Origin of the sequence: Paenibacillus sp. FSL M8-0142 (assembly GCF_038597315.1) — a bacterium.
GTDB classification, from domain to species: Bacteria; Bacillota; Bacilli; order Paenibacillales; family Paenibacillaceae; genus Paenibacillus_AQ; species Paenibacillus_AQ lactis.
In genome coordinates, this window is the sequence record NZ_CP152008.1 from 1,571,155 (window position 1) to 1,584,820 (window position 13,666).

The 13,666-nt window shown below is 55.2% G+C and carries 15 protein-coding genes; 11 read left to right on the forward strand and 4 right to left on the reverse strand.

Going from position 1 to position 13,666, the window contains the following annotated elements; translation table 11 throughout:
• The first annotated feature begins 42 nt into the window (after nt 1–42).
• Together NSQ46_RS07520 and NSQ46_RS07525 are read left to right on the forward strand one after the other, a co-directional pair.
• Nucleotides 43–390, forward strand: a complete 348-nt coding sequence (locus NSQ46_RS07520) for a YlbF family regulator (RefSeq protein ID WP_007127392.1) — start codon at nt 43–45, stop codon at nt 388–390.
• Nucleotides 391–506: 116 nt separating this feature from the next.
• Nucleotides 507–794 carry a hypothetical protein gene (locus tag NSQ46_RS07525; RefSeq protein ID WP_007127393.1) on the forward strand — a complete coding sequence of 96 codons (288 nt, stop codon included), beginning with the start codon at nt 507–509 and terminating at the stop codon, nt 792–794.
• A 98-nt stretch (nt 795–892) separates the two neighbouring features.
• Here the strand turns inward: NSQ46_RS07525 and NSQ46_RS07530 are convergent, their stop codons facing one another.
• Nucleotides 893–1,111 (reverse strand): hypothetical protein, encoded by a 219-nt coding sequence (locus NSQ46_RS07530; RefSeq protein WP_210094377.1) that lies wholly within the window; start codon nt 1,109–1,111, stop codon nt 893–895.
• 125 nt (nt 1,112–1,236) lie between these two features.
• On the opposite strand from NSQ46_RS07530, the gene NSQ46_RS07535 reads away from it, so the two are divergent.
• On the forward strand, nt 1,237–2,571 hold the full coding sequence (locus NSQ46_RS07535) for a DRTGG domain-containing protein (protein ID WP_007127394.1): 1,335 nt from the start codon (nt 1,237–1,239) through the stop codon (nt 2,569–2,571).
• 226 nt (nt 2,572–2,797) lie between these two features.
• Here NSQ46_RS07535 and NSQ46_RS07540 read toward each other — a convergent pair whose 3' ends face one another.
• The 3 genes from NSQ46_RS07540 to NSQ46_RS07550 all read right to left on the reverse strand — a co-directional run bounded on the left by NSQ46_RS07540 (nt 2,798) and on the right by NSQ46_RS07550 (nt 4,025).
• Nucleotides 2,798–3,109: a YtpI family protein gene (locus NSQ46_RS07540; protein ID WP_210094376.1), complete on the reverse strand. Its 312-nt coding sequence runs from the start codon at nt 3,107–3,109 to the stop codon at nt 2,798–2,800.
• 82 nt (nt 3,110–3,191) lie between these two features.
• Nucleotides 3,192–3,695 (reverse strand): hypothetical protein, encoded by a 504-nt coding sequence (locus NSQ46_RS07545; RefSeq protein WP_028403866.1) that lies wholly within the window; start codon nt 3,693–3,695, stop codon nt 3,192–3,194.
• 3 nt (nt 3,696–3,698) lie between these two features.
• Complete coding sequence (locus tag NSQ46_RS07550) at nt 3,699–4,025, reverse strand: YtrH family sporulation protein (RefSeq protein ID WP_007127397.1); 327 nt, start codon at nt 4,023–4,025, stop codon at nt 3,699–3,701.
• A gap of 186 nt (nt 4,026–4,211) precedes the next feature.
• Between NSQ46_RS07550 and NSQ46_RS07555 the strand changes: the two genes are divergently transcribed.
• The 8 genes from NSQ46_RS07555 to NSQ46_RS07590 all read left to right on the forward strand — a co-directional run bounded on the left by NSQ46_RS07555 (nt 4,212) and on the right by NSQ46_RS07590 (nt 13,500).
• Nucleotides 4,212–7,943: a DNA polymerase III subunit alpha gene (locus tag NSQ46_RS07555; RefSeq protein WP_342576589.1), complete on the forward strand. Its 3,732-nt coding sequence runs from the start codon at nt 4,212–4,214 to the stop codon at nt 7,941–7,943.
• Nucleotides 7,944–8,095: 152 nt separating this feature from the next.
• A complete protein-coding gene (locus NSQ46_RS07560) occupies nt 8,096–8,593 on the forward strand; it encodes a phosphatidylglycerophosphatase A (protein ID WP_007127399.1) in 498 nt (165 codons plus the stop codon).
• Between the two features lie 154 nt (nt 8,594–8,747).
• Nucleotides 8,748–8,936, forward strand: a complete 189-nt coding sequence (locus NSQ46_RS07565) for a hypothetical protein (RefSeq protein WP_007127400.1) — start codon at nt 8,748–8,750, stop codon at nt 8,934–8,936.
• Between the two features lie 91 nt (nt 8,937–9,027).
• Nucleotides 9,028–9,921 (forward strand): acetyl-CoA carboxylase, carboxyltransferase subunit beta, encoded by an 894-nt coding sequence (accD, locus tag NSQ46_RS07570; protein WP_341342311.1) that lies wholly within the window; start codon nt 9,028–9,030, stop codon nt 9,919–9,921.
• Nucleotides 9,921–10,904, forward strand: a complete 984-nt coding sequence (locus NSQ46_RS07575; RefSeq protein ID WP_341342310.1) for an acetyl-CoA carboxylase carboxyltransferase subunit alpha — start codon at nt 9,921–9,923, stop codon at nt 10,902–10,904. Before accD ends, NSQ46_RS07575 begins: the two co-directional genes overlap by 1 nt.
• A 114-nt stretch (nt 10,905–11,018) precedes the next feature.
• Entirely contained in the window at nt 11,019–12,446 is a 1,428-nt protein-coding gene (gene pyk, locus NSQ46_RS07580) for a pyruvate kinase (protein ID WP_007127403.1), read from the forward strand.
• 117 nt (nt 12,447–12,563) lie between these two features.
• Nucleotides 12,564–13,103, forward strand: a complete 540-nt coding sequence (locus tag NSQ46_RS07585; RefSeq protein WP_342576590.1) for a thioesterase family protein — start codon at nt 12,564–12,566, stop codon at nt 13,101–13,103.
• 4 nt (nt 13,104–13,107) lie between these two features.
• A complete protein-coding gene (locus NSQ46_RS07590) occupies nt 13,108–13,500 on the forward strand; it encodes an FxsA family protein (RefSeq protein ID WP_342576591.1) in 393 nt (130 codons plus the stop codon).
• Nucleotides 13,501–13,666 lie beyond the last annotated feature (166 nt).

A 13,666-nucleotide genomic window follows, 5' to 3' on the forward strand; every position in this document is an offset into this window, starting at 1 on the left:
TAGGCGGTGAATAGACCGCCATATATTTGGAGGGAATCGAACATGAATATTTATGATAAAGCGCATGATTTGGCAAAAGCGATGAAGGAAAGCCAGGAGGTCCAGGAGATTACGGCAGCGATGAAGCTGGTGGAGGCAGACCCTGACAGCAAGCGGATGCTGGATGATTTCCGCCAGCGGCAAATGGAGATGCAGCAGCGCATGATGTCCGGCGATATGCCGTCGCAGGACGAAATGGAGAAGATGGAGAAGTCGTTCGAGGTGCTGAGCTTGAATCTGAACATCCGCCGCCTCTTCGATGCGGAGCGGCGCCTGAGCATCATCATCGAGGATGTAAACAAGATCATTTCGGACAGCCTGGCGCATTTGTACGCCCCGAATCAAGCCTGAGCCGATCCGTTTTTTGCGAATCCTCGAAAAAAACTGAAAACTTGTCTCATAAATCGCAGCTTCTCCTCATAGAGTAGGAATATAGATTTCAAGAGTAGAGGAGCTGCGAAACGTCCATGAAAAAGAAGAGAAACAAATTCAAGCACACGGCGTATCTGCTGATAGCACTCGGCATGCTTGTATACGCCCTTCCCAGCATTTCGTTCTCCGGAGGGTTCTCATGGGTATCTCTGTTCGGCGCGGTTTGGGCCGGGTTCGCCCTGCTTGTCATCGCCTCGCATCTGTATTACCTGATCGGCGTTGATGAAGCGAAGCAGAAGGCGCTTGACGAGATCCGCAAGGAGAAGATGCGGCAGTGGGAGCTGAAATGGCCGGAGGAGCAAAAGGGCCAGGAAGCCAATTAAGCCGCAGAAGCGGTCAGCCTGGCGGGAACTTGCGGGCTTTGAGGACTGCAATCGACGACCGTTGAACAAAAAAATGAAAAGAACTCCCCTGTACGGTGTTACGATGCATTTGGCATGCTTTGCTCCGGCAGGGGAGTTTTTTTGTGCGTTGCGAAGCGTTTGCCGCGACGATATGTATCCTGAGCACATGCGATCATGTCAAAACGCCACACACGCAACCGAGGCTGTCGTCTTGCAACGTTGACTGCTGCAAAGGCAAGCAGCCGTTCCGGTTCGGAATCCCGCGAAAAAATGGAGGGCATAGTTCCCGGCAGCATGACAAACCTCCCGGAAATCGCATGGTAAAGCCTTGCGATTATGTTATACACCTAGTTATGTTTAGGCTGCACCCGTGATATAATAGATACAGTATGGTACAGATAGGGACTAGGGGGTATAACAGTTGAACGCACGTGATGATACGATTACCAAGCATGAGCAGCTGGTTCAACATATTGAAAGCCTGAAGATCGGAAGTAAAATTTCCGTTCGCCGGCTGGCCAAAGAGATGGGCGTTAGCGAAGGGACCGCCTATCGGGCGGTGAAAGAGGCGGAGAGCCTTGGGATCGTTGTCACGAAGGAGAGAATCGGCACCGTTCGCGTCGAGCGCAAGCCCCGGAACATTTCCGAGCAGCTGACCTTCGCCGATGTGGTGGAAATTGTGGAAGGCCACGTCCTCGGCGGCGCACAGGGCCTGAACAAAAGCCTGCACAAATACGTGATCGGCGCCATGAAGGTGGAGGCGATGATCCGATATATCGATGCCGGAAGCCTGATGATTGTCGGCAACCGGGAGGACGCCCACTCCCTTGCACTGGAACAGGGGGCAGGGGTGCTGATTACCGGCGGGTTCGGAACGAGCCGTGAGGTCAAGCAGCTGGCGGATCAGCTGGACCTGCCGATCATTTCCTCCCGGCATGATACCTTTACCGTAGCCTCGATGATCAATCGCGCTATTTTCGACCGGTTAATCAAGAAAAAAATCATGCTGGTTGAAGACATCGCTTTGGAAAAGCCGAGAAACCATCAGCTGAAAAACTCCGTGACCGTGAAGGAGTTTAAACGGATCACGCAGGAAACGGGCCAGAACCGCTATCCGGTCACGGATGAGTGGAACCGGGTGATCGGCATTGTCGGGGTTCGGGACGTTGAAGGCATGGCGGACACGCAGCCGATCGAGAAGGCGATGACGCGGAATCCGGTGACAGCCGGCATGAAAACGTCGCTTGCATCGGCCGCCCAGATCATGATGTGGGAAGGCATCGATTTTCTGCCGATCGTGGACAAAAACCGCAAGCTGATCGCCACGGTCACCCGCAAGGAGGTGCTCGGCGCGCTCCGTGATGCGCGAAACCAGCCTCAGCTCGGCGAGACGTTCGATCAGCTGATCTGGAACGGCATTGCGGAGGACCGGGATGAGGAAGGACATCTGTTCTTCCACGGTTTCATTACGCCCCAGATGGCGACGGATCTGGGTACGATTTCGCAAGGAGTGCTGACGACGGTGATGAGTCAAGCTGCCGTCAAGGCTGCTAAAGATATCAGCGGCTGGGATTACGTCCTGGATCATCTGTCCACGTATTTCCTCCGGCCGGTCCAGATCGAGGATCCGATTCTGATTATGCCGAAGCTGCTGGAGATCAGCCGCAAAACGTGCAAGATGGAGGTTGAAATCCAGCACCAGTCCAGTACGATCGCCAAGGCGGTCATGACGATGCAAGCGATTGATCACGGATAGGAAAAAGGATCGCGTATAGGAAAGCACGGATAAGAAAGCTATACGATCGCTGGCAGGAAAGGCTAATGAACCGGCGGCGTACGGAAACATTCGGGAGAGTGGAAGCAGTAAAAGGGCATCTCGCAGGTTAAATCAACCTTCGGGATGCCCTTATTGATGTACAAGCAGGTCAAGCATGTGTAGAAGCTGCCTGGCTTGCGGTGGGATATACTAGGCTACACGGCCATCAGCCTTCGGCGCGTGCTTTCCTCAATCTGCTGTAATAGGACCGGCTTCGGATTCCGGCAAAAAGGTTAAAGGCGCCGAGCACCAAAAACGCCGCTTCGACGATGACGGCCGGGGTCGATCCCCTGAACAGGAACATGCAGACGAGCGACAGCGAGATGAGCATAATGCCCATGTACAGATTCATCATGGCCATATGGAAGCCGCGGTCGGCCGGATCGGCAACGCGCCGGGCCCGAATGCTGTACAGCGCGGCGGCGATGACGGACAGCACCAGGATGATGAACAGGGCATAACGGATAACGGTTATCATGGAAAAGCTCCTTTTTGGTTCACAACATGTCCGCTTGGAACGCAGCATGTCGATCCGATTCAATCTTGGCAACGATATTGTATCATGATCCGGTCGACTTTGCATCCACGGGGGTGACGGTGAACCAGATCTGAAGCACGCCATCCACAACGAGCATGGTTCGGATCTGAACCTTGTAATCCTTCTCTCTGACGGTATAAATCTTGTCATTGAGCAGGGAGCGGGTAAGCTTGCTGTCCGTGTCGATATCGAAGACGCTGCGTCCGCGAAGCACCGCGAGATCCTCCGACATCAGCTTGACGATCTCTTTCGAAATCAGTGGATCGAGCGGCGCGCTCACATTCTCCTCGCTTCGGATTTTAATTTCCCGAATGACGGTGGTCTGCTTGTTGTACTTTTTTAACGTCGCGATATCATCCTCATATTGGGTGATCTGAAGCTGCTGGGCTAGATTCGTCTCCCACAGCTTATTGTAGGCTGCATGATACAGGGAGTTGTAGACGATGCTGCCGACGATCATCCCCAGCACGAAGATGGAAGCGGCTTGATAGAAAGGGCGGAATCGGTGGGGAGGAGGCACTCGCATAGGCTACCCCTTGTTCGAGCACACCCATTTGACCAGCTCGCTGCCCATATGTGCTCCGAGAAATGCAAAGCATAGATATAGAATCTGCTTGATCGCAGGCGAAAGATTGCCTCCGAGCATGTTGCTCTCAATAACCCGCATCGGATCGATGGTGCCCCCGATTGCCGCGGCCAACGCCCATATTTTGATTCGGTCGGCGATCTCCATCATCGTATGGGTCGGGGGCTGAAGGGACAGGACGGCACCTATGCCTCCTACCATGGCTCCTCCCAGCACGATGCCGAAGGCTATGAAAAAGTCAAGAATCGCCTTGGATAAAAACACGCCCATACTCTTTATCCCCTTTCTTCTCGTGGCGGTGCTGCCGCCACTTGCGACTGCCTGTCCGCAGGCGCTCTAGTTTCATTATATGGGCGGGCCTTGTGGGATTATGATAAAATGATATAAGGACTTTTTTATGAACATGATCTGTTTGTTCGATTGATATAAATGAACCGGCGAAAGGAAGGCGTTACGATGAGCTCTTTCGTGCATTTGCACGTGCATAGTGAATACAGTTTGCTCGATGGAGCGGCACGTATCGGCGACCTGGTGCGGGAAGCTGCGGAGCTTGGAATGAAGTCGCTGGCGCTGACGGATCATGGCGTCATGTACGGCGCGATTCCGTTCTACAAAGCTTGTCTGGCCCACGGCATCAAGCCGATCATCGGCTGCGAGGCATACATCACGGCAGGCTCCCGCAAAGAGCGGGGAAGCCGGAAGGATCAGCCGATCTATCACCTGATTCTTCTGGCTAAGAACGATATCGGTTACCGCAATCTGATGAAGCTGTGCTCCATCGGCCATCTGGAAGGCTATCATTACAGACCGCGGATCGATATGGAGGCGCTGGCAGCCCATCATGAAGGCATTATCTGTCTGAGCGCTTGTCTAGGCGGGGAAGTGCCGCAGCATCTGCTGCATGGGCGGGAAGCGGAGGCCAGGGCGGCCGCGCTTCGCTACCAGGCTATCTTCGGAGACGATTTCTATCTGGAGCTTCAAGACCACGGGCTGCCGGAGCAGAAGCGGGTCAATCCGCAGCTGATCGCGCTTAGCCGCGAAACGGGCATTCCGCTTGCGGCTACGAACGATGTTCACTATCTGACGCAGGAAGATGCCGAGGTGCAGGATGTGCTGATCTGCATCGGCACAGGCAAGACGGTGGAGGATGAGGACCGGCTGCGGATCCCGACAAGCCAGCTGTATTTGAAGGACGGCCGGGAGATGGAGCGGCTGTTCCCGCATGTGCCTGAAGCGATCGCCAATACGGCCCGAATTGCGGATCAATGCAGCCTTGAGCTGGAATTCGGAAAATCCATTTTGCCGGAGTACCGTTCCCTCCCAGAAGGGACAAGCTCCGCCGAATATTTAAGGCAGCTGTGCGAGAACGGGCTCCGGGACCGGTACGAGAATACCGAACGCTGGCAGTCCCCCGAGCTTAAGGAGCAGCTGGAGCAGCGTCTGAGCTATGAGCTGGACGTGATCGAAAGAATGGGCTTCAGCGATTATTTTCTGATCGTGTGGGATTTCATCGCATATGCGCATCGCCAAGGCATCGCGGTCGGACCGGGCAGGGGCTCCTCCGCGGGCAGCCTTGTCGCTTATACGCTCCGGATCACGAACGTCGATCCGATGAAGTATAAATTGTTGTTTGAACGGTTTCTGAATCCCGAGCGGGTCACGATGCCGGATATCGATATCGACTTCAGCGACGAGCGGCGGGATGAGGTCATCGATTATGTGGTGAACAAATACGGCCGGGAGCATGTCGCCCAGATCATTACGTTCGGTACGATGGCAGCGCGTGCGGCTGTACGCGATGTGGGGCGAGCGCTCAACGTGCCGTTCGGCGACGTGGATAAAGCGGCCAAGCTGATCCCGAACCATCTGGGCATCAGCATTGCCAAGGCGATGGAGCAAAGTCCGCAGCTGAAGGAGCAATACGAGACAAGACCGAAGGTGCGCGAGCTGCTCGACATGGCGATGAAGGTCGAGGGAATGCCCCGCCATGCCTCTACGCATGCGGCGGGCGTCGTCATTTCCCGCGATCCGCTTACCGATGCCGTTCCGCTTCAGGAGGGCAGCGAGCGGACCGCGCTGACGCAGTATTCCATGGAGCATCTGGAAAGCGTCGGACTGCTCAAGATGGATTTTCTCGGCCTTCGCACCCTCTCCATTATTGAACGAACGCTGAAGTGGATCCAGGAGCATCAGGAGGAGGCGCTGGACCTGACGCAGGTGCCGGACGACGATCCGCTTACGTACGAAATGCTCGGCAAAGGCGAGACAACGGGCGTGTTCCAGCTGGAGTCCGCCGGCATGCGCCGGGTCCTGAAGGAACTGAAGCCTTCGGCCTTCGAGGATATCGTGTCCGTAAACGCACTGTACCGTCCGGGTCCGATGGAGTTTATTCCGAAATACATTCAGGCCAAGCACGGCCGGATCGAGGTGGAGTATCCGCATCCGGATCTGATCCCGATCCTCGGCGATACGTACGGGATCATCGTGTATCAGGAGCAGATCATGCAGATTGCCTCAAGCATGGCCGGCTTTACGCTCGGGGAGGCGGATTTGCTCCGCCGGGCCGTGTCGAAGAAGAAACGCGAGGTGCTGGACCGGGAGCGGAGCCATTTCGTCGCAGGCAGCCTCAAGATGGGATACGGCGAGGACGACGCTAACCGCGTGTACGATATGATCGTGCGCTTCGCGGATTACGGCTTCCCTCGGGCGCATGCGGCGGCGTACGGCGTGCTCGCTTTTCAGACGGCCTATCTGAAGGCGCACTACCCGGTTCAATTCATGGCTTCGATGCTGACGGCCGTCATGGGCAGCCACCGAAAGGTAGCCGAATACGTGCTCGAAGCGCGGCGGATGGGCATCGAGGTGCTGCCGCCGGATGTCAATGAGAGCGGGACCTATTTCACGCCGGTGCCGGTGCCCGCAGGATCGGCAGGCGCGGAGCGCGGGCCGGTATCGGCGGAGCCATCCGCAGGGAGTATCCGCTTCGGGCTGGCCGCGATTAAGAACGTCGGCACCCAAGCGGTCGAGAACATTGCGGCCATCCGCAAAGAGAAGCCGTTCGAGAGCCTGCTGGACTTCTGCCGCCGCGTCGATCTTCGCGTATGCAATAAACGCGTGATCGAATCGCTCATTCAAGCCGGGGCGTTCGATTCCCTGCCGGGCCACCGCTCCCAGCTCGTCGCTATGCTTGACGAGACCGTGGAAGCGGCCGTCAAGTGGCGCAAGGAACGCGATGACCTGCAGATTCAGCTGTTCGACTTCGTCGAGACGCCGAACTGGGATATCGAATATCCCGATATTGCGCCATATTCTCAAGGCCAGCAGCTTGAATTCGAGCGGGAGCTGCTCGGGATGTATCTGTCGGGGCACCCGCTCGACGGATTCGACGAGATTCTGGAGGAGACCGGGGCGGACCGGCTGATGGAGCTGCACGAAGCACAGGACGAATCGATGGCAGCCGTAGCCGGCATGGTGGTCTCCCTGAAGACCATCACGACGAAGCAAGGGAAGGCGATGGCCTTCATGGAGTGCGAGGATCAGATCGAGCGCTGCGAAGTGGTGCTGTTTCCGGAAGTGTGGAAGCGAAGCGCGCACCTGATCGAGAAGGGGGCCCTGCTGGCCATTCGCGCCAAGGTGCAGCTGCAGGATGAGGGCTTCAAGCTGCTTGCCGAAGAGGTGGCGCCGCTTGAAGCCGGGACGCTGCGGCAGCTGGTGCAGCGCAGCAAGGTCCGCGCGGCAGGCGGCGGACGAAGCCGTCCGCAGCCGACCTCCGGCGGCGGCATGCCCCGGCGAGAGGCTGCCGCCGAGCCGCCGGCCCCGGAAGCGCCGAGCCGCCGGCCAGGCGCTTCCGCTGCAGGGCTCGCTCCGCTGCCGGAGGCAGGCGCATCGCCGGCGACGGCGAAGCCCAGCGAGGCCGCAGAGCGAGCCGCCCGCCCGGACCGGCTGAGCCCGTCAAGACCCGAGCAGCGGGTCTTTATCAAGATCAGCCGGGAGGCCGAGAAGCCGGAGCTGCTGGTGAAGCTGAAAGAGCTGCTGCAGCGGCATCCGGGGGACATGCCGACCGTACTGTTCTACGAACGGAGCCAGAAGGTGCTCGCCCTGAGCGACGCGTATCGGATTAACCTCTCCGATGAGCTGAGTGCCCAAATGATAAGCATGCTGGGCGAAGATACCGTAAAGGTTCGGTGAGCCTCAAAAAATAAGAACGTTTCATATCCCTCCCGCATACAATTAGGACACTACAGCAAAGTGGCCGAGTACTCCCTGGAAGTGATCCGGGCACAGGATTTTGCTCATCCACCTATGGAGCTATCGGCTGATCGTAAGCGGGAGGGATTATTATGTCACTGGACTTGGCAGAGAGCATGCTAAGCCGCAGGGGGGTCAGCATTACCGCCATTGCGGACATCGTATTTCAGCTGCAGCAGCGGTATCATCCGGGATTAACGCTGGAACAGTGCGAGGACAGCGTCCGCGCCGTTCTTGGCAAGAGAGAAGTGCAGTATACGCTGTTTACGGGGATTGCGCTCGATGAATTGGCGGAGAGAAAGCTGCTGCCGCAGCCTCTGCAATCGATCATGGAGAACGACGAGCCGCTGTACGGGGTCGATGAAACGATGGCGCTCGGGGTCACCAGCATTTATGGAATGATCGGGTTGACAAGTTTCGGATATTTGGATAAAGAAAAAATTGGCGTTATTGAAATATTGAATGAAAAAATGGATGGAATTCATGTGTTTCTCGACGATTTGGTGGCAGGCATCGCAGCAGCGGCGTCCTCGCGGATCGCGCATAACAATCCCGATGCGGCAAGCTATTCCGCGAGTTCTGACGAATGACCGCGAGCCCTGTCGTTTAAGGGTCGACGACCGGTCAGGCCGCTTTTCAGCCCCCTGCTCTCTTTGTTGAGGTAAAAACTGAAGTATGTTATCATTATCCATTATATCGGCTCAGGATATGCCTGTGGAACGAGATTAGGGGGATCTGAAAGGCATGTGGACGGTTATCTATATTGCGCCAACTGCAAAGGTGGCGGAAATGATCCAAACCAGGCTGACGGAAGAAGGTTTTTTGGTTAAAAGCCGTCCTGTGAATTTATCCAAACAGCAGTTTGAAATATTGGTACCCTCCGGAGAGCTTGAGGAAGTACAGGAAGTGTTGAATTCGATATTGCACCCATAGGATATATGGGCTACATAGCGAAGCATGTGTACGGATCGGCGAAGTGTTATCTACGGCGGCCATTCAAATTTAGGGCTGAAGAGGTGTAGTTGTGTTCAAAGACTTATTTCAGAAAAAAAGGAAATACGCAACGATCCCATCAGAGCGACTTGGGACGGCAGGGCAGCCTCAGGAAGGCGAACGCCCGAAACGTGAAATTCCGGAAGGCCTGATGAACAAATGTGCCAAGTGCGGCACGATTCAATACAGTAAAGAGCTTGAGAAGAATCTGAAGGTGTGTCAGGAATGCGGCCATCATATGCGTCTGAACGCGTTAGAGCGGATCGGCATGACGCTGGATGAGACAGGCTTCGAGGAGTTCGACGCCGAAATGATATCCGTGGACCCGCTGAAGTTTCCGGGCTATGCGGCCAAGCTGGAGCAGCAGACGATGAAATCTGGTCTTCGGGACGCGGTCGTAACCGGCCAGGGAACCATTCTGGGACATCCGGTCGTGGTGGCTGTAATGAGCTTTGATTTTTTCACGGGCAGCATGGGATCGGTCGTAGGGGAGAAAATTACCCGGGCGATCGAGATCGCAACGGACAAGCGTCTGCCTCTGATCATCTTCTCGACGTCCGGCGGAGCCCGGATGCAGGAGAGCATTCTGAGCTTAATGCAAATGGCCAAGACGAGTGCAGCTCTGGCGAGATTCAATGAGCAGGGCGGGCTGTATATTTCCGTTATTACGGATCCGACCACCGGCGGCGTATCCGCAAGCTTTGCAACGCTTGGCGATATTAATATCGCTGAACCGGGAGCCGTATTCGGCTTTGCCGGCCGTATCGTTATCGAACAGACCATTCGCCAGAAGCTGCCGGATGATTTCCAGACGGCGGAGTTCAATTTGGCGCATGGTCAGCTTGACATGGTTATTCATCGGAAAGACATGCGTTCCATGCTGGGCAAGCTGCTGGAGATGCATGCTGTGAAAGGGGGATTCTAATGTCAGGCGCACTGCCTTTTGAAACGCCTCTTGCAGAAATGCGCAAGAAGATTGAAGAATTGAAACAGTTCGGTCAAGAAAAAGGGATTGATTTCACGGATGAAATCGCCCGTCTTGAAGAACGATATAGCCGATTGGAGGAAGAAATTTATTCCTCGATATCCCCGTCACAAAAAATGCATCTGGCCCGCCATCAGCAGCGGCCGACATCGCTTGATTTGATCCAGCTTATCTTTACGGATTTCATCGAGCTGCACGGCGATCGGCTGTACGGAGACGATCTGGCGGTCGTGGGGGGACTTGCGAAGCTGAACGGCGTGCCGGTTACGGTGCTGGGCCAGCAGCGGGGCAAGGATACGAAGGACAATATCGCCCGATTCTTCGGAAGTCCGCATCCGGAGGGCTTCCGCAAAGCGCTGCGGCTCATGCAGCAGGCGAACAAGTTCAATCGTCCGATTATCACTTTCATTGATACGAAAGGCGCATATCCGGGTAATACAGCTGAAGAGAGAGGCCAGTCCGAGGCGATTGCCCGCAATCTGCGGGAAATGTCGACATTCGGCGTGCCAATTGTTTGTGTGGTCATCGGCGAAGGTGGAAGCGGCGGTGCTCTTGCGATGGCCGTAGGTAACCGTGTCCTCATGCTCGAGCATGCGATCTACTCGGTAATCTCGCCGAACGGCGCCGCTTCCATTCTGTGGAAGGACGCTTCCAAGGCTGACCAGGCGGCCGAGGCGATGAAGATTACGGCACAGGACCTGCTGGAGATGGAAGTGATTGAAGAGATCATTCCGGAGCCCAAGGGCGGTGCCCATCGCAATTACGAGGAGACGGCCAGCGCGATCCAAAGCGCCCTGATTCGGCATTTGACCGAGCTGTCTGCGATGGATGCTTGCGAATTGAAGGAAGACCGGTACCGGAAGTTCCGTAAAATCGGCGAATTCGATTTCGCAAAAACCGAGCAGCAGGACGCCATCATGTAAATGTTTGCAAGTTTGACGATATGACAAAGTTCCTATACAAATGAAGCTTTTTGTAGTAAATTTAGTTGTTGGAAAAAGAGATATAGAGAACCTTGAAAAACGGAGGAAACCCAAATGCGCAAAACTAAAATTGTATGTACCATCGGTCCTTCCAGTGAATCGTTGGAAAACACCAAGAAGCTCATTATGGCCGGCATGAACGTGGCTCGCCTGAACTTCTCCCACGGTGACTTCGAGGAGCACGGCAACCGGATCAAAAATATCCGCCAGGCTTGCGAAGAACTGAACAAAACGGTAGCGATCCTGCTTGATACCAAAGGACCGGAAATCCGTACCGGTAAGCTTGAAGTGGAACCGATTGAGCTTGTACAGGATGAGTACATCACCCTTACGACCGAGGAAATCCTCGGCGACAAGAATCGGATTTCCATTACGTACAAAGAGCTGCCGAATGACGTTCAGGTTGGATCCACGATCCTCATCGACGACGGTCTGATCGGTCTGACCGTTGTAGAAATTCAGGGCACGGAAATCCGCTGCCGCGTCGTCAACGGCGGCACCATTAAGAGCAAAAAAGGTGTGAACGTACCTGGAGTCGCGATCTCTCTTCCAGGCATTACGGAAAAGGACGCGAGCGACATCGTATTCGGGATCGAACAGGGCATCGATTTTATTGCGGCTTCCTTCGTTCGCAAAGCAAGCGACGTGCTTGAAATTCGCGAGCTGCTCAAGAAGCACAACGCCGAGCACATTCAGATCATCTCGAAGATCGAGAACCAGCAAGGCGTTGACAATCTGGATGAGATTCTGGAAGTATCCGACGGCTTGATGGTTGCCCGCGGCGACCTCGGTGTCGAAATTCCGGCTGAAGAAGTACCGCTTGTTCAGAAGCGCATGATCGAGAAATGTAATCTTGCAGGCAAGCCGGTCATTACCGCTACGCAAATGCTGGATTCCATGCAGCGCAACCCTCGTCCTACCCGTGCGGAAGCTAGTGACGTGGCGAATGCGATCTTCGACGGCACGGATGCCATCATGCTGTCCGGTGAAACGGCTGCCGGTAAATATCCGGTCGAATCCGTTCTGACCATGTCCCGCATTGCCGAGAAAGCGGAATCGGCGCTGAACTACCGCGAAATGTTCCTGAAGCAGCGCATCGCGCAAGAAACCAGCGTAACGGAAGCGATCAGCCAATCGGTTGCCATCTCCGCGCTGGATCTGAACGCCAAGGCGATCATTTCGTCCACGGAATCCGGCCAAACGGCGCGCATGGTATCCAAATACCGTCCGCAGGCGCCGATCATTGCCGTAACGACACAGGACAGAACGCTGAGACGCCTCGCTCTGACTTGGGGCGTAACGCCGGTTAAAGGTGAGCTGGCTACGTCGACAGACGAAATGTTTGATTACGCTTTGCAGGGCGGTGTGAAATCCGGCCTGGTGAAGGAAGGCGATCTGGTTGTGATTACGGCAGGGGTACCGCTTGGCCGTTCCGGCTCGACCAACCTGCTCAAAGTAGATTCAATTCCTGCGCAGAAATAGTTCTGTACAGAAATATTCATATTCAGGATCCCTTAGGGAGTCTAACGATAGCCGCGTTAGAAGCAATGGACGATTTTCGAGCCATTGCTTCTTTTGCATAGAGAGGGGGTGTGCATATTGACGAAAGGCTCCATATCCAAGCTCAGCCGCTGGTTTCACACATCCTTCCGGGTGCGCTATCAGGAAACCGACCAAATGGGCGTCGTCTATCACGCGAATTACTTGAACTGGTTTGAGATCGGCCGCACCGAAATGATCCGGGAGCTGGGATTTTCCTACCGGGAGATGGAGGAGGCAGGCGCCTTGCTGCCGGTTGTCGATCTGGACGTAAAATATCATCAGCCTGCCCGCTATGATGATCAGGTAACCGTATTTACCCGGATGATTGATTTCTCGCCTCTTCGAATACATTATGAGTATGAGGTTCGAAGAATGTCCGGCGAGGTGCCGTCCGATCGGGATGCCGGCACGATGACCGGAAGGGTGCTGTCCGATCCGGATGCCGCCACGATGATGGCGCTGCCCGGCGAGCTGTTGACTTCGGGCACAACCCGCCACGTATGGTTAAATCGCGTATGGAAGCCGTCCAGACTGGATAAAAACGTGCCAAAGCTGTATGATGCATTGAAGGACACCCTTTTGGGGAGGAAGGAGTAGCATCATGATGAAATGGGTACTGGCGGCGGTCATTTTCGTACCGGCGATCGAAATATTCGGCTTCTCATTCGTAGCGGAGCGGGTCGGCGGCATGAACACCCTGCTGCTGACGCTGCTGACCTCGGCCATTGGCGTCGCCATGATGAGGTTTGAGGGACGGAAGGCGATGGAGGACGCAAGGCAGAGGATGAATGCGGGGATGGTTCCCGGTTCCACCATGGCCGATGGCCTGTGCATTTTCCTCGGCGGTCTGCTGCTGATCCTCCCGGGATTTGTGACGGATATCATCGGCTTTACCCTCGTATTTCCTATAACCCGTCCGCTTTACAGGCTTTTGCTCCTTGCGTGGATGAAGAAAAATATGAAGAACGGCAAAATCACGATTTTTCGCAGATAAATGAACAGGGGTCGATCCCTTCCGTAGATGCTGTTGCTCTACAGGGAGAACGGCCCCTGTTTTTCTTATATCCTTAAGGCGGTTGCTGCGAATAATTTGAATAGGCCTGATACCGCGCCGATCGCTAATGGTACTTGCGGTTCAGCGCCGCTGCCATCGTACCTCC

Coding starts and splice junctions, on each gene's coding strand:
- NSQ46_RS07550 (WP_007127397.1), bottom strand. CDS start 4,025: ATGGGCGTGTTTTTATCCAAGGCGATTCTTGACTTTTTCATAGCCTTC.
- NSQ46_RS07540 (WP_210094376.1), bottom strand. CDS start 3,109: ATGATAACCGTTATCCGTTATGCCCTGTTCATCATCCTGGTGCTGTCC.
- NSQ46_RS07575 (WP_341342310.1), top strand. CDS start 9,921: ATGTCAGGCGCACTGCCTTTTGAAACGCCTCTTGCAGAAATGCGCAAG.
- NSQ46_RS07525 (WP_007127393.1), top strand. CDS start 507: ATGAAAAAGAAGAGAAACAAATTCAAGCACACGGCGTATCTGCTGATA.
- NSQ46_RS07560 (WP_007127399.1), top strand. CDS start 8,096: ATGTCACTGGACTTGGCAGAGAGCATGCTAAGCCGCAGGGGGGTCAGC.
- NSQ46_RS07565 (WP_007127400.1), top strand. CDS start 8,748: ATGTGGACGGTTATCTATATTGCGCCAACTGCAAAGGTGGCGGAAATG.
- pyk (WP_007127403.1), top strand. CDS start 11,019: ATGCGCAAAACTAAAATTGTATGTACCATCGGTCCTTCCAGTGAATCG.
- NSQ46_RS07530 (WP_210094377.1), bottom strand. CDS start 1,111: ATGCTGCCGGGAACTATGCCCTCCATTTTTTCGCGGGATTCCGAACCG.
- NSQ46_RS07520 (WP_007127392.1), top strand. CDS start 43: ATGAATATTTATGATAAAGCGCATGATTTGGCAAAAGCGATGAAGGAA.
- NSQ46_RS07545 (WP_028403866.1), bottom strand. CDS start 3,695: ATGCGAGTGCCTCCTCCCCACCGATTCCGCCCTTTCTATCAAGCCGCT.
- NSQ46_RS07555 (WP_342576589.1), top strand. CDS start 4,212: ATGAGCTCTTTCGTGCATTTGCACGTGCATAGTGAATACAGTTTGCTC.
- NSQ46_RS07590 (WP_342576591.1), top strand. CDS start 13,108: ATGATGAAATGGGTACTGGCGGCGGTCATTTTCGTACCGGCGATCGAA.